Source organism: Legionella drozanskii LLAP-1 (assembly GCF_001467585.1).
GTDB classification, from domain to species: domain Bacteria; phylum Pseudomonadota; class Gammaproteobacteria; order Legionellales; family Legionellaceae; genus Tatlockia; species Tatlockia drozanskii.
In genome coordinates this window covers 1-22700 of record NZ_LNXY01000004.1, presented here as the reverse complement: position 1 = coordinate 22700, position 22700 = coordinate 1, and the positions used below count along the sequence as shown (strand labels likewise).

Here is a 22700-nt window from a genome sequence, read left to right as displayed (position 1 = left end):
TGATGGCAGAAGAGGACTTATTTAAGCAGGCTTTTGAATTGCACCGTAAAGGCCAATTATCCGAAGCAATTCATCTTTATGAACAACTAATAAGTACCCATCCTAATCATAGTAAAGCACTGCATTTTCTCGGCCTCGCTCATGCCCAGCAAGGAAAGATGGCGCGCGCGATTGAATTAATGGAACAAGCACTCACCTTAGATTCCAAGGATGCCAGCCTGCATAATAATTTGGCAAACGCTTATAAAAATTTTCAGAACATTGATAAAGCCATCCAACACTATCAATCCGCCATTCAACTTATACCCAATTATGCTCAAGCACATCATAATTTAGCAGGATTGTACGCTACTCAGAATCACTACAAACCTGCACTGCATCATTATCGTGAAGCCGTGCATGCTGAGCCCGATTTTGTTGCGGCTCATTTTAATTTAGGACTTTTCCTATTGAAAAATAATCAATTAGCTGCGGCGAAAGTGCAATTTAACAATGTGTTAACGCTTAATCCTGGAAATTTGGATGCCGAATTTTATTTAGGCTTACTTGATTTAGAAGCGAGCCAATTAGAAGAAGCGAAAACGCATTTTCAAAATGTGGTAGCACAAGATAATAATCAAGTTGAAGCGCTAACTAATCTAGGTGTTATTGCCCTCAAACAAGAGGAACCTCAACTCGCAATCGATTATTTTACTAAAGCATTGGCTATAAATAATGAACACATCGAAGCAAGGAATAATCTTGCAGCGACCTTCATGCATCATGATCGCTTTGAAAATGCGCTCATGCATTATGATGTTTTACTGCAAAAAGAACCTGACAATATTGAGTATCTCTACAACTCGGGCGTTGCTCAAATGGCTCTAGGTCATTTAAGCGAGGCGATGCTTCATTTTGAGCGCCTGCTAAATCAAGATGAACATCATTTTGCGGCGCTCAATAATTTAGCAGCGATCTATATCCGCCTTGAAGATAAAGAAAAAGCACGAAATCTCCTTACTCGTGCTGTTGTCGCTAACCCCAAAGATGCTGCCAGTCGCCATATGCTCGATGCGCTTAGTGGTACCCAAGTCAAAACCAAAACAAGTCCTGATTATGCCATGAATTTGTTCAATAATTACGCACTTTATTATGATCAGCACATGCAAAGCCTTTTGCACTACAGTTTGCCGCAGCAAATTGCTCAATTAATTCATCATCTCAATCTTTTCCAGGTGGGACAGGCCATCGATTTGGGCTGTGGGACGGGTTTGTCCGGGGTAGTACTGCGGGAAATTTGCCAGCATTTAACAGGCGTTGATATTGCTGCAAAAATGCTTACCCAGGCCAAGAATAAGGACATTTACGACCATTTAGTCGAAGCCGATCTCGTGTCTTTTTTACAAAAGGATAAACAGCACTATGAACTCATAGTTGCTGCCGATGTATTGCCTTATATCGGCGATTTAGACCCTTTATTTACAGCGGTAGCAGAACGATTAAGTGAAAAAGGCTATTTCATTTTTACGACAGAAATTAGCGAGAAAGAACCTTGGCAATTACAAGCGACTGCCCGCTTTAGTCATCATCCCGATTATATTAAAGCGCTATGTAAGAGCCGGGGTTTACAACTTCATTGTCAAGAGAAAGTCATTGCGCGGACCCAAGATCAACAAGCACTTTCCGTCATGCTTTTCGCGGTCCAACCGATCACCAAAGTCAGTTTTCATTAGAGGACTATGACTTGATTACGTCCCATTTTCTTAGCTTGATACATCGCCTCATCCGCTCTCGCAAAAAAGCTATCCAAGGTATCTTCATGCTGAAAAGCAGTAAGACCAAAGGATGCAGTGATTAGCACCCTTGTATCACGATAATAAAATTCACATTCTTCAACTGCAATGCGCAAATTTTCCAGTACTTTTCCACCATCAGGGGCTGAGGTTCTTTCAAAAAGAAATATAAATTCTTCGCCGCCATAACGGGCAATAAAATCAACCGCGCGAATCGATGATTTAAAAATTGATGCTACTTTTTTGAGTACTCTATCCCCTGCTAAATGGCCGTATTTATCATTGATCGCTTTAAAATTATCGATATCAGCTATTCCAAGCGATAACTCACCAAATCCTCTTTGCCAACGGTGAAATGCAGCTAATATGTATTCATCGTAGGCAGTTCTATTGGGTAATCCTGTTAAGGAATCTTGGTTAATTCTGACTTTATGGAATGTCAATTGATTCCTTATTTTTTCAGCACCACATTCAGCTTCTTCTAATTTACTTTGCAGGCTCATTATCTTTTCATCATATTCTTTGATTCGTTGTTGTTCCTTTTCGCGATGTAATCGGATATGCTCGCCAATTTCTTCTAAACTATCTTCTACCTTATCAGCTAGTTCTTCGATTGTTTTTGCTTCACCGATATGTTGATGGATTTGTTGAATACTGTTTTCTAACTCAGTTTCAAATTTCCCTGACTCCTGATGGCTTTCCACATTATTTAGGTCTGTCAGCTCCAAATATCTACTAAAATCATGAAGATAATCAACAAATTTATTTAAAAATCCTTTGAATTGGTTATGCTCGAGATTAAAGGATTCGATGACTAAATCGGTTATAGAATCCACTACTTTAGTGAGTAATTCCGCCGTTAATTGCTGATTTAAATTTTCTTTAACCGCTTGAAATTTATTAGACAGATCTTCTGGAATAAGCAAATGTTCTAATAATTGATTAAATCGACTATTGATTTGGTTATTAAGCAAGGGGGCAGTTGTTGTTTGGTGGGGTGATGGTTTTTCCTTTTCTTTTATATTCGACATCGCACTAACGAGTGACTCCACGCTTTTCTTAATTTTTTTACTGTCTTTATTTTCTTTGAGATTGGCTTGCAAATTTTGCATCTGCTTATTAAGCCCGACATGAATACTATTAGGCAAAAGGCTTAATTGATAAATAGCACTTTTAAGCACATTAATTTCATCTTCAAGCTGATCACATTTTAGCTTGTATCGGCTTAATGTATTGGCAATTTTCGTTTTCAGTTCCCGTTCAAGCATTGCAATATCCATTTCTAGTTTTAAAAATTCACCCTATTCGAGCTATGCTAAATGGTTAAAACTTTATTTTAAGTATATACTATCAAGCACTGGGTGCTGATTGCCTTCAGGAACTTAAGCGTTGTTGCAGATTCTTGCATCCTAGGTTGGAGCTTAGCAACCTACGACCCCGCCGAACAACTCACGACATTTGACAGTAACGCCAACTAAACTACAGACGCTCGATATAAGTCAAATAATGTAAAGAATCATCATTTTTCCCTTTCACAAGGTCCATATAAGCCTTCTTAATTGTTGAGGTGATTTTCCTCTCATCGGCTTGAGCTAATATTTGGTCATTAATAGAGCGGATTGCGGTGACTTCCGCAGCAGTACCTGTAAAAAACGCCTCATCCGCTTGATAAGCGTCTTCAAGCGTCAGATCTTGCTCGATGACATTGAAGCCCAAATTTCTCGAAAGCTTTATAATCGTATCGCGAGTAATTCCAGAAAGTATCCCTCCTAATTTAGGAGTATAGATAACCCCATTTTTTACGAGGAAAAAATTCTCCCCTACCCCCTCAGTAATATAACCCTTGCTGTCTAAAAACAAAGCCTCATGATAATGAGTTCCTTGCAACTCAAGGGACGCTAAAATCCCATTAACATAATGACCACATAATTTGGCATCAACAACTGTGGAATCAGGGTGGATTCGTATATAACTACTTACTTTAATATCAATACTATCATGCGGAAGATACGCTCCCCAGGGCCAACAGGCAATGACAAACTCGACTGGATTACCAATAGGATTAACACCCATTTTACTGTAACCATAAAAAGCAAGGGGGCGAATGTAACCTTCGTCAATATTGTTATTTCTAACGACCTCTTTAATGACAGAAATGACCTCTTCTTTGGAGTAAGCTAATTCCATTTTCAAAGTAGCCGCAGAATAAAAAAGACGATCGACATGGTCCTGCAAACGAAATATCGCCGGCCCTTTTTCGGTATTATAAAAGCGAATTCCCTCAAAAGCGCCGCCACCATAATGCAGAGTGTGGGATAAGACATGGATTTTTGCATCGGCCCACGGTACGAATTTTCCGTTATGCCATATTGTTTCGGTTGTTTGCATCATTTTTTCTCCCGCTCAGCTGTTTTAGCTAAAGAAAATGTTTTTCTTAATTTATACAAATTGTTTGAAGCAAAAACGACATAGGTAAGTAAAATAGGTAACGTGTATTCTATTTAAACATAGCACTACTTCATAACGAATGAATCAGTATAACGATTTTTATTTTACTTTGTATATACTGTGTTTAAAATCAAAGGGTTATTGGGTGATTAAAGTAGGTTCAATGTTGAGCCAAGATCCTAGGATGCTCACTGGTGAATTCCCGCGGCTTGACCGCGGGTTCTGAACTATTTTTAGAAAGAAACGACTAAATCCTTATCAATACCTTGAAGCTCTGATTTAAATAAAATCTGGATTTGTTTCAAGCTTTCTTGATCTTTTGCCTCAAAGCGAGCCACTAAGCAAGGCGTTGTATTTGACGCGCGCAATAACCCCCAACCGTGCGGAAACTCAACTCTTAAGCCATCAATAGTAATAATGTTCGCATTTGGAAATTTAGCCTGCTCACTAAAGCGCTGCATGAAAGAAAATTTATCTTCTTCAGCGATAGGAATCTTTATTTCCGGCGTATTAACACTGTTTGGGATTGTCGCGAACTGTTCGTTTACTGGCTTAGGGCTCAAGCTAATAATTTCTAGTAAGCGACAGGCACTATAAAGGGCATCATCAAAACCATACCAACGGTCTTTGAAGAAAAGATGACCACTCATTTCCCCCGCTAAAGCAGCATGCTCTTCTTTCATCACGCCTTTCACAATGGAGTGCCCGGTGGGACACATTCTAGCAACCCCTCCGGCTTCTTCAATAACACGTGCTAGATGACTTGAGCATTTCACATCATAAACGATAGTCGCACCTTTATTACGCTTCAAAACATCGCGTGCATAGTACATAAGCAATCGATCTGGCCAAATCACTTCGCCTTGATTAGTGATGACACCTAAACGATCGGCATCCCCATCAAACGCAAGACCAATATCGGCTTGATGTTGAGCAACTGCTTTCTTTAAATCAGCCAGATTTGCTTCAATGGTAGGATCAGGGTGATGATTGGGAAAACGGCCATCCACTTCACAATATAAGGGGATCACTTCACAACCCAAGGCAGTCAGAACTTGAGGCGTGATGGGTCCAACAATACCATTACCACAATCAACTGCGACTTTAAGGCGGCGATGCAATTTAATATCACCCACAATACGGTTGATGTAGTCTGGAATAATGTCAAGCGAGAGTGATTTTCCTTGACCATTTTGAAAACGGCCAGCTATCGTTAACTCGTAAAGTTGATCAATGTCTGTTTGCACCAAGGTTTTGCCAGCCAATACCATCTTAATACCATTGTAATCGGCAGGATTATGACTACCAGTTACCATTAATCCGGAATCGACGCCTTGGGTATTTGTCGCGTAATACATGACTGGCGTTGCGACCGCCCCTAAATCGATCACTGTGATACCACTATTCAGCAAACCTTGCTTTAAAGCAGCGGCTAAACTATCACTGGTTAGCCGACCATCCCGAGCGATAAATATTTTATCGCGCTTTAACTCGTGAAGACGGCAACTAATCGCTCTGCCTATTGAATAAAAATCATCTTCATTCAACTGCTTACCTATCACACCACGAATATCATAGGCTCTAAATACTGAGCGCTCTACTTGCTTCTCTTGATAAATCATCATTCTCTCCCTGAACTACCAAAGCCACCATGACCACGACTAGTTTCTATAAAAGTGTCAACGACCTGAAAAGCCGCTCTCACGACAGGTAAGAAAACTAATTGCGCGATACGCTCACCTGGATTTACCGTAAAATGTTCTTGATTACGATTCCAACAGGAGATTTTTAATTCGCCTTGATAATCCGAATCTATTAAACCAACCAAATTTCCCAAAACAATTCCATGCTTATGACCTAAACCTGAACGAGGTAAAATCACAGCGGCCAAATTAGGATCCGCAATATAAATTGCCAGACCTGTGGGTAATAAAACAGTTTCCTGAGGGGCAATTTGCAGTGGACTGTCTATACAAACGCGCAAATCAAGACCTGCTGAACCTGAGGTTGCATAACTCGGTAATGCGATGGTGTCTCCTACGCGTGGATCTAAAATTTTCAATTGAATCGCTTGTTCCATACTATTCCCCAGATTTTCGATGGTCAGTATTTTGAATACTTGCTGCAAGGATTGCAATAATTTGACTTGCAAGCCGTGTTTTATGGGTCAACGGAAGTTCGGTTTGCTCATTTTTAGTCAAGATAGTCACTTGATTGGTATCAACGTCAAAACCAATTCCGTTGCCTACTTGGTTCGCAATAATCATGTCTAATTTTTTAGTTAATAACTTCTCTTTGGCATGTTGGAGTACTTGCGACGTTTCTGCTGCGAAACCAACCACATAAGCCGCTTTACCACTGGTTACCACTTCACTCAAAATATCTGGGTTGCGGTTTAGTTTTAGCGTTAACTCGGAATTGGTTTGTTTTTTTATTTTAACTTTCGCGGGTTCTTGCACAGCGTAATCGGCCACTGCAGCAGTGCCAATAAAGATGCTTCCTTTTTGTAAATGCTGTAGAACAGCTTCCTGCATGGCTTTCGCTGTATCAACCTGATAAAACTCAACGCCAATTGGCGGAGGAAGACTAGTAGGTCCACTAATTAAAATCACTTTCGCACCTGCTAAATGTGCAGCCTCAGCAAGGGCGTATCCCATTTTTCCCGAACTGTTATTACTAATAAAACGTACCGGATCGATGGATTCACGGGTAGGTCCCGCAGTAATGATTAGTTTCTGTCCAAGCAAAAGCTGATTCACCTCATATAATCTTAGCGCATTCACAATAGAATGAACCTCAGCCATACGCCCAAAACCTTCCTCGCCACAAGCTTGCGAGCCCTCTCCAGGCCCAAACAAGATGACGCCTCGTTGAGTTAAGAGCTGACAATTGGCTTGTGTCGCTGGATGTGCCCACATCGATCGGTTCATCGCAGGACAAGCAATCACCGGCGTGTCAGCAACTAAATAGAGAGTCGTTAAGAGATCGTCGGCTAAACCATTGGCCATTTTTGCCAAACAATTCGCTGTAGCAGGCGCAATTACTAGATAATCAGCCCAGCGCGCTAACTCAATATGCCCCATTGCCCGTTCTGCTTGCTGATCGAACAAACTAGAACGTATATCTTCAGCACCTAAGGCCTGCAGCGTTAATGGGGAAATAAATTGCTGCGCCGACTCAGTCATCACCACCCGTACTCGCGCGCCTAATCGGGACAGTTCACGCACCAAATAAGCTGATTTATATGCCGCTATCCCTCCACAAATCCCAAGTAGAATTTTTTTATTAATAAAATCTTGCATGGTTTTCTATTTTTAATAAGAATACCTGCGATCAAACCACAAACCTCGTCATAAAGGAATAACAAATGACCTGTTTGCAACCAACACAACCTTTGCGCATCCGTGAAAAACTCCTCATCCAAGGCGTACAAAGTCTCTCCGATGCGGAACTACTGGCTGTTTTTATTAGCTCTGGTAGTGCTAAAAAATCTTGCTTACAACTAGCCGTTGATTTAATTAAACAGTTGGGTGATTTGCGATCTATCCTGAATGCCGATCTGCATGCGTTTAACAAAGTAGCAGGATTAGGCCTAGTACGGTATTTACAATTACAAGCCGTACGTGAAATTTGTCGCCGCAGTGATTTTATTAGTTTACAAAAAGATATCCAATTAACTAACTCCCAACAAACCCATGTCTATTTGAAGCGACGATTACGGGACAAAAAAAATGAAACCGTGGTCGCTCTATTTCTTGATAGCCAGCATCGTGTACTGGCTTATGAAGAATTATTTACCGGCACTATTAATGCAGCGAGTGTTTATCTGCGGCCAATCATTGCGCAAGTTCTTAAACTAAATGCTGCCGCTCTTATTCTTGCACACAATCACCCTTCAGGTTTAGCCGAAGCCAGTGAACAAGATATCGCGATGACACAAGGACTTCATCAGGCTTTGGAATTAGTTGATGTTCGTTTACTTGATCATTTAATCATTGGTGATAATGAAGTTTATTCTATTGGGAGTGAAACGAAGTGGTATTGTAATTAGCGAAAGTCGGCACAAGTCCCGACTTACTCAACATATTGTGCCTTCTTATGACTTAGGGAGGTGTGATAGACAACTCTTGCCCCTTTGTTAATGGATATTTTTGATTGCTGATGCAATTACTAACTCGCAATTTTTGGTTAGCAGATACCGCACAAGTGAGAACATAACCTGATTCGTTACTAATAACCAATGTAGAATTGCCGGGAACATCTCCTGTGAGAAAAACTCTATAGTTCCCCGGATTATAAAATTCACTCTGATGCATTATATCGAGCGTGCATTTTGCCAAATGAGTCCCTGAGAGATGTCTGACTTCATAGCATTCTTTCATTACTTGCACGACTGCATTTAAAACAGCTGCGTTTAATTCAGGATTGTTAGCCATAATGGCCGCCATACTATTGAACGGCAAAAATACAATCATGCTCATCAAAATTAATTTAATTAAAAACATGATTTCCTCTGGAGCGATCTAATGAATTAATTATAGATAATATTTCTGGAAGCAATAAAAGAATCATAAAGCTAAATTTACTAAATCTTTAGCCTAATCCAAGCTAATGCTCCATTGCTCCCCTGTTGCGTATTAAGAAACATCGTAAGATAATTTAGCCCACTTTGACTGTGCTCATTATGGTTTACAAAAACAGGGAGTTCCCTATGCTCAAACGTTTAATTTTAATCGCACTCACTTTTCTAACTAGCTTACAACTTCATGCTGCGACCGAGACTGTGCATATTGCGCATCAAAGTAATTATCCTCCGTTTGTTTACGTGAAGAATGGCCGCTCAGTAGGCCTTATAGTCGATATTCTAAAAACAGCAGCGGCAAAGCAAAAAATCAATATTCAATTTATTCCTGTTCCTTTTGCTCAAGTACAAAAAGCCTTGAACGATGGACGCGCAGAAGCCATCGTACCGCTAGCGATTACAACAGAACGACAAAAATCCTATGATTTTAGTCTGCCTTTGGTTAAGACTGGCGGTGCTTTTTTTGTGAGAAAATCAGAATCCACTCCCCCGAATCTTGCTGCCTTATCAGGCAAGATAGTCGTTACACCTAAAACCGGACCTTATGCAACTTATATTGAAGAAACTGCTCCAGCAATTAATTTAGTTATTACCGAAAACTATGAGAAATGTTTTGATTACATTGTGAGTGGGAAAGCAGATGCTGCAGCACTTAATTTTCAAGTCGGAAAGGCCATGATTAATCAATCTTATGCAGACAAAGTGACGATACCCAAAAAAATGTTCGCAGAATTTCCTTTAGCTCTTGCTTTTAAAAAAGGGCAAAACGCAGAGATTTTACGCCGTTTAAATGCAGGCTTGGTTACTATTCGCGCTGATGGCACTTTGAAATGGCTCTATAAGAAATGGAAATTCAATCCGATATCGTAGGCCGGGCTCAGCCCAACAAATCCGATAGAGGTTGGCCAAAGCTCAGCGTCCTCGTAGCTTAACAAAAAATATTTCAGAACCAACCAGGATAATGCAAACCAACTATAATTTAAGTAACTAGCCCACTGCAAGGATAATATCACCATGTGCCGATTCGTCGCTTACTTTGGTACCGGCGTTTTACTGAATCATATTTTAGTAAAACCCACTAATTCTATTATCATGCAGAGTTTACATGCACGAGAAAGCAGCGTTCCTACCAATGGAGATGGTTTTGGCCTGGGTTGGTATGCGCCGGAGGTAAGCCCTGAACCCGCTTTATTTACTTCGGTGTTTCCTGCCTGGAATGATAGAAATTTACTGAATCTAACGGCTAAAATTAAATCGCCTTGCTTCTTTGCCCATGTACGTGCTGCTGGAACTGGTGGGGTAACCAACTATAATTGCCATCCTTTTATTAACGGTAAATGGATGTTGATGCATAACGGTGATATTAGTGATTTTCTCATGGTAAAACGTCATCTTCGTCATTTGTTAGATGATGATATTTATGATTGGATTCAAGGTGAAACTGATTCCGAGCATTTATTCGCCTTATTTTTACAGTTGTCCAAAGGAAGAGATTTGAGCCAACTCTCGGTTGTTGCTGATACTTTAAAAGAAACTATTTTTCAGATTAATGATTTGGTTGCTTATTACAGCAAAGAAAATGCCTCATACTATAACCTTTGTCTTACGGATGGCGAGCGAATCATTGCTACTCGTTACTGCACTGATGTAAACTCGTTACCCGAAACCTTGCATTTTTTCTCTGGCCAATGCATTTTTGAACATCGCCATGAAGACAACCATGAAGCGATTGTTATCAGCTCAGAAATACTAACAGACCTTAAAGCGGACTGGAGAGATGTACCTCCTAATCATATTTTACTCATCGATAAAAATCGAAGCATCGATACCCAGCCTCTTGTATAGGCAACCAATGGTATAAAGGAGCAAACATAGAAAGGGAATGATAGGCTCTCCCCCCTTAACTAAACACAAGTTTCTCAAGCTATTAAAAGAAGGTAGCTGTTTAATATCAGCTATGTTAGATTTCTCAATATGTTATGAAAATCAGAGAAGTGCATGAAGCAGACTGTCCTCCTTCTTAGTTTAATGCTCGCCTGGAGCTCGATTTGTTTCGCACAAAAACCATTAACCATTAATATCAATGGTCAAGAAACATCCTATACTTCAGAAGCCTTATTAACCAATCCTAACCTAGTGACTATTAAACAAGCTCATTTGCCCACTTACCCCAACCAATCTTTCGATTTAAAAGCAATTCCTTTATGCACTTTGCTTAATATAAATAATAAAAAAGTAGGACCTATTCTGAAAGTTCAGGCTTTTGATAAATATATTTCTTATTTCAACTTACACCGCATCTATCCTTGCGACAAAACAAGGGCTTCAACCGCATATCTTGCGATTGAAGAACCGAATAAGCCTTGGCCTATTTTTGCTAAGATACATCGCTCCGTCGGCCCTTTTTATTTAATTTGGCAAGGAGAAAAAGTCCCGCAGACTGATTGGGTTTTTGGTACTGAATCCATCAGCACGACTGATCAAAACCCATTTTCCAGCCTCCTTCCGGCAAATAGCTCAGGCCAAGAAGCGCAAGGACTCGAACAGTTTTCTGCTAAGTGTGGTGTTTGCCATTCCATTAATCTTGTTGGCAACCTAGAACTGGGGCCTGATCTCAATTTTCCTAGCAATGTCTTGGAGTACTTTTCCGAAGCGCAGCTCAGGAAGTTTATTCGTAATCCTCAGTCGGTACGTTTTATGAAAAACGATAAAATGTTTCCTTTTACAGAAAAGCTATTATCGGCAGAGGAATTGGATGCAATCATTGCCTTTTTAAAATTAATGCAGTCGCATAAAATACAGACTGCTCCCCAAAATATAAGGCCTGTCGAAGAATCAGTTGATTAATTGTCTATAATTAAATCCGACTTTGGACGACTGTTTTTAAACAGCACATAAAAAGGACTATTTATGAATCAGGATTCTCAAGTTTTATTTAGCCCATTTAATTTAGCTGGTCTTCATTTAAGAAATAGAATTGTTATGGCGCCCCTCACACGTAATCGCGCAATTCATGAAAGCGATGTACCACAGCAACTGAATGTCGAATACTATAGGCAACGAGCAAGCGCAGGGCTTATTATTTCTGAAGCGACCCAAATTTCGCCAACGGGGAAAGGATATGCTTGGACCCCAGGAATCTATTCTCAGGAGCAGGTCGCTGGTTGGAAACGCATCACCGATGCCGTTCATGCAAAAGGAGGAGCTATTTTTGCACAGCTCTGGCATGTGGGCAGAATTTCACACCCAACTTTGCAACCGCAGGGTGGTCAACCCGTAGCTCCTTCAGCAATTTCCCCCAATAAGCAGCGCACTTTTATCGAAACAGGCAACTTTGTTGAAATAGGCATGCCGCGAGCACTCGAATTAAGTGAGATTTCGACCATAATAGATGATTATCGCAAAGCAACAAAAAATGCGATGGATGCAGGGTTTGATGGAGTAGAACTTCATGCTGCGAATGGCTACCTTATCCAGCAATTTCTCAGTGATCACAGCAATCATCGCACCGACCGCTATGGCGGATCGATCCCCAATCGCCTGCGTTTTGCAATTGAGGTTGTCGAAGCGGTTATAGGCGAAATTGGTGCACCGCGTACCGGAATACGCCTTTCACCAGTGACTCCTGTCAACGATGCTGTAGATAGCTCGCCTAAGGCAGTATTTTTTCCACTGGTCAGGGAAATGAGCCGATTAAACCTCGCTTATATTCATGTGATTGAAGGCGCAACAGGAGGAGGACGGGAATTTAATGGGTTCGATTTTCATGCCTTCCGGCGTGAGTTCAAAGGGGCATGGATGGTCAATAATGGCTACACCTACGAAATGGCTATCGAAGCCATTGAGAGTGGCTATGCTGACCTGGTTGCTTTCGGCAAACCTTATATTGCAAACCCGGATTTGGTGGAGCGTTTCAAACAAAATGCACCTTTGAATCAAGCGGATGTAGCCACGTTTTACGGTGGTGATGCGAAAGGTTATACGGATTATCCTTCTCTGTGAAAGAATATTATGGTTACGCTACAATCCGGTAAATCCCGGTCGGGATTCGCTTGCGTATAAAGAGAAATTCTCAAGACAGTTTGCTACGTTAAACCTATGAGATATAACCTCAACTGTTCAACTACCAAAAATTGTGTTTAAAAACAAGAGCATTTGATTTTTTTATGAAATAAGGTTAAAATATTTCACGTTTTGCTTAGCTAGTACCTGGACATGCAAGAAACGCCGGATTTTTTTGATTTTTCTCAGCTATCCTCAACTGAGATTGCCAACCTGCTCAAAACATTCAACTTACGGCTCACCGTGGATGAAGCGCTTACGATCCAAACCTCTTTATTAAAGCGCCCCCCCACTTACGCGGAATGCGTATTATGGTCCATTCAGGGTTCAGAGCATTGTTCCTATAAAAGTAGCCGCAAACACCTCAATCAGTTCATTACAAACGCCCCTCACGTCATCTTAGGACCTAAAGAAGATGCAGGTATTGTTGCCGTTGCTACGGATAAACAAAATCGACGCTATGGCATTGTGGTCAGTCATGAATCTCACAATCATCCATCGCAACTCGTTCCTTACGAAGGCGCCGCCACCGGGGTGGGTGGGAATGTTCGTGATGTCTGCTGTATGGGCGCTGAAGTCATTGCCGTGGCCGATAGTTTACGGTTTGGTGATATCAATCGACCTAAAACAAAATGGATCCAGCAAGGTGTTGTCCGCGGTATCGCGGGTTATGCCAACCCTTTAGGGATCCCTAACTTAGCAGGCGATGTTTATTATGACGAAGCTTATAACGAAAATTGTTTAGTCACTGTCGTGACTCTCGGTGTGGTGAGAGAAGACCAAATTATCCATTCTTACGCTCCCGCAAACGCCAAAGATTATCAATTTATTTTAGTGGGTAAACCAACCGATAATAGCGGTTTCGGTGGTGCTGCTTTTGCTTCTGCAACCCTTAGCGAAGAAGAGCAAGAAGAAAATAAAGGTGCCGTACAAGAACCCAATGCTTTTTTACAACGACATGTTCTTAAAGCCAATTATGCAATGTTTGAGTGGCTGCGTGAGAACAATTTAATCGATCGGGTAGGTTTTAAAGATTTAGGCGCAGGCGGCGTTGCTTGTGCGAGTGTCGAATTAGCAGAAGCCGCTGGTTATGGCGCAGAAATCAACCTTGACCTTGTTCCTACGAGCATGAAAAATTTATTACCTGCCGTTATCTTATGCTCAGAAACCCAAGAGCGTTTTATGTGGGTCGTTCCTCAAGATTTGGTGGATACTTTTTTAACACATTACAATAAACGTTTTGCCTTGCCAGACATTTGTGATGGCGCACAAGCAACGGTCATCGGTAAACTTAGAAATGACGGCTTATATGTTGTTAGGTCAAACGGCAAAGAAATCGTGTCAGCCAAAGCAGAAGATATTACTCAAGGCATTCTTTATGACCGCCCTTATTGTGCTAAAAAACAATCACATAGCGAACCTTCCGCCTTCACTGTCGATGATTACAATGCCTTATTACTTAAGCTTTTAGCCCATGAAAATATTGCTTCACGCGCCCCCATTTACGAAACTTATGATAAACAAGTTCAGGGTCGCTCAGTCATCGAACCGGGTTGGGCCGATGCCGGCGTCATCGCTCCCTTTAATGAAGATAAATACCCTGAAGAAATTCGCAAAACGGGTGTCGCTTTATCGGTTGATCATAATCCTCGTTACAATAAGATTGACGCCTACTGGGGTGCTGTTAACGCAGTGATTGAATCCGTGCGTAATATTGTAGCAGTCGGCGCTTGGCCTCTTGCTCTAACGGACTGCCTCTGTTTTGGCAATCCTGAAAACCCAGAGCAAATGGGTGAATTTGTTGATGCGGTACGAGGTATTGTGGATGCCTGTAAAGCAGTCAAAATGCTGGATAATACTGAGGTTAATTTACCGATTATCTCAGGAAATGTGTCTCTTTATAACGAATCGCTGCAAGGCGCCATTCCTCCAAGCCCGATTATTAGTTGTGTTGGAGCAATGAATGATTATGCAAAAACAATTCGCTACGATTTAAAGCAGCCTAATTCCGTGTTGCTGATGATAGGCGAGCGTAAAGATGAATGCGGCGGTAGTGTTTATTATCAGCTTCATAACCAACTAGGCAGTCAGTTACCTAAGCCTAATCTTACTAGCTTTGCCAATGAAATAGCCGCAGTGCATTTAGCTATTCAAAACGGTTTGATTTTATCGGCTCATGATATTTCTGAGGGTGGCATTGCAGTCACTCTGGCTGAGATGAGTTTTAAAAATAAAATTGGGGCCAAGGTTACCATTCCTGGCGAGCTTCCCACTGATAAAAAGCTATTTTCTGAAAGCGGAGGATTTGTTCTCGAGGTTTCGCCACAACAGGTAGGCGCAGTCGAACAATTATTCAAGGGTTATTCTGTTTCCTTTGAAACTATCGGCGAAACAACTGTAGAACCTGTTTTAGTATTAAATTCCGTCATAAATTTACCAATTAGTGCAGCAAGCACTGCCTGGGAAAAAGGTTTAATTGAGAGGCTCATATAATGGCAACTATTGATTATAAAGCGGCAGGCGTAGACGTTGAAGCGGGTAACGAAGCAGTTCGTCGAATAAAAAAATCGGTAGAAACAACCTTCTCACCGCAAGTGCTTACCGGAATTGGTAGTTTTGGCGCGATGTACGATATCAAAAGCCTCGTCAACGATTATGAACACCCTGTTCTGGTACAAAGTATCGATGGGGTCGGGACGAAAATGATGGTTGCGAAAATGATGCAGAAATTCGATACCATTGGCATGGATTTGGTCAGCGCAACAACCAATGACATTATTGTTCTCGGAGCAAAACCCCTCACTCTGCTTGATTATATTGCTAATGACAAACTAAAACCGGAAATTGTAGAAGAAATTATCAACGGTATGGCCCTAGCCTGTAGAGAAAATAATATTTCTCTTGTCGGCGGCGAAACGGCTGAAATGCCAGGTACTTATCTTCCTGGTGAATTTGATTTAGTCGGCGTTGTTACCGGGGTGGTGGAGAAAGCAAAAGCCATTGAAGGGAAAACGATTGCCGAAGGGGATATCGTTGCCACTTTCCCATCCAGTGGATTGCATACCAATGGGTATTCCCTGGCTAGAAAGTTACTGTTTGAAGTTGCAGGATATCGAGTCGAGTCGCAATTTCAAGATTTCACTCATAGTATTGGCGAAGAACTTTTAACGCCCCATCTTAACTATACCAATCCGGTTTTAAGTATTTTAGAAAAAAATATTCCTATTAAAGGGATGGCGCACATTACAGGCGGTGGCTTATTAGAAAATATACCTCGCATCTTACCTCAAAATTGCGCTGTAGAAATTCATAAAAATCAAATCCCAGAACTGCCTATTTTTAATCTTTTACGGAAGCTGGGTAGTTTAGATGATAATCAAATGTATCGTACTTTTAACATGGGCGCAGGCTTAGTTCTCTTCTTAGCCCCCGAAACACTAGCGCCTATTCGTGAAGTTTTAGCTCAATTCCCTGCTTTTCCGCTTTACGAAATTGGTCGAGTCGTCAAAGGTGAGCAAAAGGTAAAATTACTATGATACGTATCGGATTAATTCAATTTCCAGGTTCAAATTGCGAACGCGAAACCGCATTAGCCGTTAAACGTGCCGGCATGGAGCCTATTGAATTTTTATGGAATGAACCCTTAGACAAACTGCGAAGTCTAGATGGCTATATTATCGTGGGTGGTTTTTCCTATGAAGATCGTTCTCGTGCCGGAATTATTGCCGCCCTTGACCCAGTTATCCAAGAAATAAAAATCCAAAGTAGACAAGCTAAACCTATCCTGGGGATTTGTAATGGAGCGCAAATACTGCTTGAATCCGGTTTAGTACCAGGGCTTGAGCATAATCATGAAAGTATGGCGCTCACTGAAAATAAACGCATTGTCGACGGCAAAATAGTCGGCACAGGCTTTTACAATGCCTGGGCACACATGCGTTTAGCCTCTAACCACCAGCATAATGCCTTTACAAAATATCTTTCTCCTCAAGACATCATTGAGCTTCCCATTGCCCACGCAGAAGGACGTTTTCTCATGTCGGATTCTTTATTGAAAAAGCTTGAAGAACAAGGTTTAAACCTTTTTCAATATTGTGATGCCGAAGGCGAGATTATTGATAATTTTCCGATTAATCCGAATGGTTCTGCAGGCAATATTGCCGCTCTTTCCAATCAAGCTGGTAATGTCATGGCGATGATGCCGCATCCTGAACGTACTGTGAATGGCGATCCTATTTTTCAATCCATGCGCGATTACCTCATCGAGCAACATAAAGAATCCAAGCAAGTGGCTGAAGCGCCTAAAAATCAGCTTAGTCCCAAGATTTTTTCTAAAATTCCTAGTAGCCATCAGTGCTTAGTTAAATTAATTATTACTGATAATCAAGCGCTAACCGTGCAAAAAACCTTAAGACGACTAGGTTTTCCAGTGACAGTCACTCGCTTTGACCATTGGGAAATTGACTGTGACACGCAAGAAAGTCTGGATCTCCTCAAAAAATCAGGTCTTTTATATTCCGATCGAAAAGAGCGCGAAGTCGGTTCCGAGGAAGTTTGTTCTGATGAAACTCTAGCTTATTTAGTCCGCGCTAAAGAAGATCTCAAAGGACAGCAAACACTACAAACACTAAAGACAGATTACTCAATCCAGCAACAGGTCAAACTAATTAAGCATGGTGTCGTATGGCAATTTAAATCTGAAGAGACTGACCTCACTGGGTTAATGGACAGTATTTTATTAACTAATATTATTGGGAATCCATATGCTCACGAATACTACCTCTACAAAGTCTGATTATCGACAAAAAATTAAAAACGCAATTCCTTTTTGTCTCGACCAAACCAATTTGCCTATTGGTAATCAATATCGCGGCAAGGTGAGAGATTCCTATGATTTGGGCGAGCACATCCTGCTGATTACAACAGACCGCCTCACCGCTTTCGATCGACCTTTAGCGCTTATTCCTTTCAAAGGAGCTGTGCTGAATTTAACCAGTGCCTGGTGGTTTGAACAAACAGCGAATTTAATCCCGAATCATATTATTGCTGTTCCCGATCCCAATGTCGTTATCGCTAAAAAATGTAGCGTTTTTCCGATTGAATTCGTAGTCAGAGGTTATATCAGCGGCACTACAAGTACGTCTTTATGGACACAATATCAAAAGGGAGTCCGAGAATATTGTGGTATTCCTTTCCCTGAAGGATTGAAGAAGAATCAAAAACTGGAGCAACCCCTTTTAACTCCAACGACCAAAGAAAAAATTCATGACCGTCCTATTTCTCCTGCGGAAATTATCTCCGAAGGCTGGATGAATGAAGACGATTGGTTAGAGGCTAGTGCCCTTGCTCTTAAATTATATCAACGTGGTGTTGAGTTGGCTGAGCAACACGGTTTCATTTTGGTAGATACAAAATATGAATTTGGCCGAGATGCCAATGGAAAAATTATTGTTGTGGATGAAATTCATACTCCCGATTCGAGCCGTTATTGGTTAGCGGATAGTTATGAAGCTCGTATTGCTGAAGGTTTAGAACCTGAAAATATCGATAAGGAATTTCTGCGATTATGGTTTACTAAAAACTCTGATCCTTACAACGATAAAAACCTACCTGAAGCACCGCAGGAATTAGTTGAAGAATTATCTTCTCGTTATATCCAGCTCTATGAAAAAATAACAGCTAAGCAGTTCAGTTTCGCTGAGCATCAGGAACCTTTTGAGCAACGGATTATGAGAAATATTGCAAATTTTTTAAGGTAATCAAAAATGTGTGGGATAGTTGGCATTTACAGTCAAGAGCCAGTCGCTTCTGAACTCTACGAGAGTCTCATTCACCTGCAACATCGAGGTCAAGATGCTGCAGGAATATTGACCTGCGACCAGCGATTCTACACCAAACATGGTCTTGGCTTAGTGCGTGAAATTTTCACCCCCGAAAAGGTCTTGGCACTAAAAGGAAATATCGGTATTGGCCATGTGCGCTATCCCACAGCTGGAGGGTACACTGAATCCGATGTGCAACCTTTGTGGATTGGTAGTCCACGGGGTATTGCGCTTGCTCATAACGGCAACATCGCCAACTATCCCGAGTTAGCGGACGAAATTCGCTTAAAGCAGCATCGCCACCTTAATTCTACGCTGGACTCAGAAGCCGTCCTATTAATGCTCGCCGATCAATTATCAAGTGTTTCCCATGGGGATGAAGACGATGATAAATTCTTTGAATTGCTATGCAAAGGAGTTGGCCATATATTTAAACGCATGGAAGGAGCTTACTCTATCGTATCCGTCATTATTGGCAAAGGATTGGTAGCTTTTCGTGATCCCCATGGCATACGCCCACTCGTGTGGGGAACACGAGAAAACTCTGATGGAACTGTCGATACTATTTTTGCATCAGAAACAACTCCTTTTTACACCCTAGGATTTACGCCTCAAGGGGATATTCAACCCGGTGAAGTCGCTTATGTGGATTTATCCGGTAAACTTTATCGCCGCATCATTAAAACGGCCGAGTTCAGACCTTGCGTTTTTGAATATGTCTATTTTGCTCGTCCTGATGCAACACTTAATAATGTCAGTGTTTATCGTGCCCGCTTACGAATGGGGCAAAATTTAGCACAGCAGTGGAAGAATAAATATCCGGATCTCATTCCTGATGTGGTAATTCCCGCTCCTTCGACGGCGAATACCGCGGCCCTCTCTTTTGCTCATGAACTAGGGGTTAGATATTCTGAAGGCTTATATAAAAATCCCTTCATAGGTCGAACCTTTATTATGCCTAACCAAAAGACGCGTAGTCGTAGCATCCGTTACAAATTAACGCCTCAGCGTACTGAAATTGAAAATAAAATCGTCATGATAGTTGATGATAGTATCGTTCGTGGCACAACTTCCCAGGAAATTGTTAAAATGGTAAGAGAATATGGCGCGAAGAAAATCTATTTTGCCTCCACTTCTCCGCCTTTGAAAAATCCCTGCTTTAGCGGCATTGATATCCCTTCGCGTAAAGAACTGATTGCAGCTAATCAAACCGAAGAGGAAATTGCCAAATATCTTGGTGTCGATGCGTTAATGTACCAATCAAAAGACAATTTAATTGAAGCGGTTACCCGACGTGGTGAACAAATCAAAAAACCGTGCATGGCTTGTATGGACGGAGATTATTTTTGCAATAAAATAACTTCGGAAAGAATGCAACAATTAGAAAAACAGCGAGAAGCAAGTCGACTTACTAACCCTGAAAAGGTAGAGGATTTCCCTGAATGAAAATTCTTGTAATAGGTTCAGGTGCACGTGAACACGCGATCATTAAAGCCTTAGATCGCTCTCCCCAAAAGCCTTCTTTGTATTGCTATGGCACAACGATTAATCCGGGGATCAAACAATGCACTCAACAATATCAAGTAGGCGATATTACCGATTGTGCAGCTGTATTAGCCGAGGCTCAATCATGGGGAATTGAACTAGCTATTATTGGTCCCGAAGCTCCGCTTGAAAAAGGTCTGGCAGATGAGTTGTGGCAAGCTGGCATACCAACTATTGGCCCTAAAAAATCGTTGGCACAAATCGAAACCTCAAAAGAATTTGCCCGTGATTTAATGCAGAAATATAAAATTGCCGGCCTACCCCGGTATCAAAAATTTTCCAGCCTCAGCAAGCTCGAATCTTTTCTTTACGAATTGGGTGACGGTAATTATGTCATTAAAGCCAATGGTTTGATGGGAGGAAAAGGCGTAAAAGTCGCTGGCGAACATATTCATTCTTTCGTCGACGCGATCGCTTTTTGCGAGGAAATTCTTGCAAAAAACCAAACCTTTATTGTTGAAGAAAAATTAATTGGCCAGGAATTTTCTTTCATGTGTTTTGCCGACGGGCAAAAATTGATTCCTATGCCTTTAGTTCAAGATCATAAGCGAGCTTATAGTGGTGATTTAGGCCCGAACACCGGTGGCATGGGTAGTTATTCAGATGCTAATCATCGCTTACCTTTTCTCCAAGTGCTTGAAGTGGAAGAGGCCTTAGCCATTAATAATGAGGTTTTCAACGCATTAACGACGGAGTGCAAAGAAAAATACATTGGTATTTTATACGGTAGCTTTATTGCGACTAAAAATGGCCTTTATGTGATTGAATTTAATGCCCGCTTTGGTGATCCGGAAGCCTTGAATGTTTTATCCATTTTGGAATCTGATTTTCTGGCTCTTTGCCAAGCAATGGTCAAGGGAAATTTAGTTAAACATGAAATTCTCTTTTCTAATCAAGCCACAGTTTGTAAGTATGCTGTTCCTGAGGGCTACCCCGATTCACCGAGAAAAGATTTCCCTATCGACATTTCAAAAGTAGAAGATCAGGCTCATTTATATCTTGCTTCAGTCCATGAAACGAATGACCAACTCTTGGCCGCAGGTTCGCGCACAGCCGCTTATGTTGGAATTGCCGACACCATTTTTGAAGCCGAAGTTCTCGCTGAAAAAGAAATTTCTTTAGTTGAAGGCCCGTTGTTTCATCGTGCAGATATTGGCACCAAAGAATTAATTCAACGTCGTATTGACGATATGTTGAGGCTACGAACCTCATGATTCGTTTAGCAGTATTGGGTTCTACACGGGGAACTAATCTAAATGCACTAATCGAAGCCATGAACAAACATGAGCTTGCAGCATCAATAGAACTCGTTGTTAGCAATAAACCTGATGCACTGATTTTGGAGCGAGCTCATGGTTTTGGGATTAAATCGACGTTTGCCAATCCTCAGGGTCTAAGCCGCGAAGACTTCGATCGTCAATTATCTCAACTCCTCAAACAACATAAGATTGAGCTGATTGTTTTGATAGGCTACATGCGAATTTTGTCCGCAGAATTTGTTACGCAATGGCAAAACAAAATAATTAATATTCACCCCTCTCTCTTGCCTGCGCATGCGGGATTAATGAATTTAGAGGTTCACAAAGCCGTATTAGATGCAGGGGAAACTGAAACCGGATGCACCGTGCATTTTGTGACTGAACAAGTCGACGCAGGCCCTATTATTTTACAAAAGAAATGTACAGTTTTAGTCGATGATACGCCTGAAATTTTGCGGGATCGTGTACAACAACTGGAAGGAAAAACCTTAGTCGAGGCTATAAAAAAAGTTTCATCTGAGGGTTATGGCAAAGGAAGCGACATTAAAATTACATAGACATCAATCAACGAGGCTATTATGGTAAATGCATTAGTATCGATATTAATGGGTTCAAAATCAGATTGGACAATTATGGAAGAAGCCAGTCGTACACTGGATAGCTTAAATATTCCCCACGAAGTGCGAGCTCTTTCTGCTCATCGTACTCCAGATGCTTTATTTGAATATCTCAAATCGGCAGAACAACGCGGTGTAGAAATTTTTATTGCCGCAGCAGGTGGTGCCGCGCATTTACCCGGGGTAGTTGCAGCCAAAACCTTAGTGCCAGTTTTAGGCGTTCCGATGCCTTCTTCTACCTTTACCAACGGCCTTGATGCGCTTTTATCAATTGTTCAAATGCCCGCTGGCATACCAGTAGGCACGCTCGCTGTCGGCAAAGCAGGTGCTATCAACGCTGCCATTATGGCGGCTCAAATTCTTGGCAATAAATACCCAGAATACCGAGACGCTGTAGCTAAACATCGTGCTGCACAAGCTGAAAAAGTATTAGAAAACGCCGAGATTAAAGGTTAGGAAGTGTTGGGCCAAGGCCCTGAGGTATCGTCACTTTTTTTGAATAAAAATAGCTGTTGCTCTAATCAGTAGCTCGATCCGTTCGGGCTGAGTCCTTCGAGAGCCTCAGGATGCTCGGGTGCGCGTAGCGCTGTCTC

At 41.4% G+C, this 22700-nt stretch carries 20 protein-coding genes; 14 read left to right on the top strand and 6 right to left on the bottom strand.

What is annotated here, in order from left to right; translation table 11 throughout:
- Positions 1-2: 2 nt before the first annotated feature.
- Positions 3-1712: a tetratricopeptide repeat protein gene (locus Ldro_RS02870; protein WP_058494963.1), complete on the top strand. Its 1710-nt coding sequence runs from the start codon at positions 3-5 to the stop codon at positions 1710-1712.
- On the opposite strand, the gene Ldro_RS02865 is transcribed toward Ldro_RS02870, so the two are convergent.
- The 5 genes from Ldro_RS02865 to coaBC all read right to left on the bottom strand — a co-directional run bounded on the left by Ldro_RS02865 (position 1709) and on the right by coaBC (position 7522).
- The gene (locus Ldro_RS02865) at positions 1709-3040 is read right to left on the bottom strand and encodes a GGDEF domain-containing protein (protein ID WP_058494929.1); all 1332 of its coding nucleotides are present in this window, start codon (positions 3038-3040) and stop codon (positions 1709-1711) included. The two genes, Ldro_RS02870 and Ldro_RS02865, sit on opposite strands and share 4 nt — an antisense overlap.
- A gap of 211 nt (positions 3041-3251) precedes the next feature.
- On the bottom strand, positions 3252-4163 hold the full coding sequence (locus Ldro_RS02860) for a branched-chain amino acid transaminase (RefSeq protein WP_058494928.1): 912 nt from the start codon (positions 4161-4163) through the stop codon (positions 3252-3254).
- A 290-nt stretch (positions 4164-4453) separates the two neighbouring features.
- Positions 4454-5842, bottom strand: a complete 1389-nt coding sequence (locus tag Ldro_RS02855) for a phosphomannomutase/phosphoglucomutase (protein WP_058494927.1) — start codon at positions 5840-5842, stop codon at positions 4454-4456.
- A complete protein-coding gene (gene dut, locus Ldro_RS02850) occupies positions 5842-6300 on the bottom strand; it encodes a dUTP diphosphatase (RefSeq protein ID WP_058494926.1) in 459 nt (152 codons plus the stop codon). The genes Ldro_RS02855 and dut overlap by 1 nt, the downstream gene beginning before the upstream one ends.
- Position 6301: 1 nt before the next feature.
- Positions 6302-7522: a bifunctional phosphopantothenoylcysteine decarboxylase/phosphopantothenate--cysteine ligase CoaBC gene (gene coaBC, locus Ldro_RS02845; protein WP_058494925.1), complete on the bottom strand. Its 1221-nt coding sequence runs from the start codon at positions 7520-7522 to the stop codon at positions 6302-6304.
- A gap of 65 nt (positions 7523-7587) precedes the next feature.
- On the opposite strand from coaBC, the gene radC reads away from it, so the two are divergent.
- Entirely contained in the window at positions 7588-8271 is a 684-nt protein-coding gene (radC, locus tag Ldro_RS02840) for a RadC family protein (protein WP_058494924.1), read from the top strand.
- A 52-nt stretch (positions 8272-8323) separates the two neighbouring features.
- Here the strand turns inward: radC and Ldro_RS02835 are convergent, their stop codons facing one another.
- Entirely contained in the window at positions 8324-8725 is a 402-nt protein-coding gene (locus tag Ldro_RS02835) for a hypothetical protein (RefSeq protein ID WP_058494923.1), read from the bottom strand.
- Between the two features lie 206 nt (positions 8726-8931).
- Between Ldro_RS02835 and Ldro_RS02830 the strand changes: the two genes are divergently transcribed.
- The 12 genes from Ldro_RS02830 to purE all read left to right on the top strand — a co-directional run bounded on the left by Ldro_RS02830 (position 8932) and on the right by purE (position 22563).
- Positions 8932-9672 carry a substrate-binding periplasmic protein gene (locus Ldro_RS02830; RefSeq protein ID WP_058494922.1) on the top strand — a complete coding sequence of 247 codons (741 nt, stop codon included), beginning with the start codon at positions 8932-8934 and terminating at the stop codon, positions 9670-9672.
- Positions 9673-9816: 144 nt separating this feature from the next.
- Entirely contained in the window at positions 9817-10647 is an 831-nt protein-coding gene (locus Ldro_RS02825) for a class II glutamine amidotransferase (RefSeq protein WP_058494921.1), read from the top strand.
- A gap of 153 nt (positions 10648-10800) precedes the next feature.
- Complete coding sequence (locus Ldro_RS02820; protein ID WP_058494920.1) at positions 10801-11649, top strand: c-type cytochrome; 849 nt, start codon at positions 10801-10803, stop codon at positions 11647-11649.
- Between the two features lie 63 nt (positions 11650-11712).
- Positions 11713-12804, top strand: a complete 1092-nt coding sequence (locus Ldro_RS02815; RefSeq protein WP_058494919.1) for an alkene reductase — start codon at positions 11713-11715, stop codon at positions 12802-12804.
- Positions 12805-13017: 213 nt separating this feature from the next.
- Positions 13018-15357, top strand: a complete 2340-nt coding sequence (purL, locus tag Ldro_RS02810) for a phosphoribosylformylglycinamidine synthase subunit PurL (RefSeq protein WP_058494918.1) — start codon at positions 13018-13020, stop codon at positions 15355-15357.
- The gene (gene purM / locus Ldro_RS02805; RefSeq protein WP_058494917.1) at positions 15357-16400 is read left to right on the top strand and encodes a phosphoribosylformylglycinamidine cyclo-ligase; all 1044 of its coding nucleotides are present in this window, start codon (positions 15357-15359) and stop codon (positions 16398-16400) included. Before purL ends, purM begins: the two co-directional genes overlap by 1 nt.
- Positions 16397-17659 (top strand): phosphoribosylformylglycinamidine synthase I, encoded by a 1263-nt coding sequence (purQ, locus tag Ldro_RS02800; protein ID WP_058494916.1) that lies wholly within the window; start codon positions 16397-16399, stop codon positions 17657-17659. The genes purM and purQ overlap by 4 nt, the downstream gene beginning before the upstream one ends.
- Entirely contained in the window at positions 17628-18623 is a 996-nt protein-coding gene (locus tag Ldro_RS02795; RefSeq protein ID WP_058494915.1) for a phosphoribosylaminoimidazolesuccinocarboxamide synthase, read from the top strand. The genes purQ and Ldro_RS02795 overlap by 32 nt, the downstream gene beginning before the upstream one ends.
- 6 nt (positions 18624-18629) lie before the next feature.
- Entirely contained in the window at positions 18630-20132 is a 1503-nt protein-coding gene (gene purF / locus Ldro_RS02790; RefSeq protein WP_058494914.1) for an amidophosphoribosyltransferase, read from the top strand.
- The gene (purD, locus tag Ldro_RS02785) at positions 20129-21445 is read left to right on the top strand and encodes a phosphoribosylamine--glycine ligase (RefSeq protein WP_058494913.1); all 1317 of its coding nucleotides are present in this window, start codon (positions 20129-20131) and stop codon (positions 21443-21445) included. Before purF ends, purD begins: the two co-directional genes overlap by 4 nt.
- Positions 21442-22047: a phosphoribosylglycinamide formyltransferase gene (purN, locus tag Ldro_RS02780; RefSeq protein ID WP_058494912.1), complete on the top strand. Its 606-nt coding sequence runs from the start codon at positions 21442-21444 to the stop codon at positions 22045-22047. Before purD ends, purN begins: the two co-directional genes overlap by 4 nt.
- Before the next feature lie 21 nt (positions 22048-22068).
- The gene (gene purE, locus Ldro_RS02775; protein ID WP_058494911.1) at positions 22069-22563 is read left to right on the top strand and encodes a 5-(carboxyamino)imidazole ribonucleotide mutase; all 495 of its coding nucleotides are present in this window, start codon (positions 22069-22071) and stop codon (positions 22561-22563) included.
- The last annotated feature ends 137 nt before the right edge of the window (positions 22564-22700 follow it).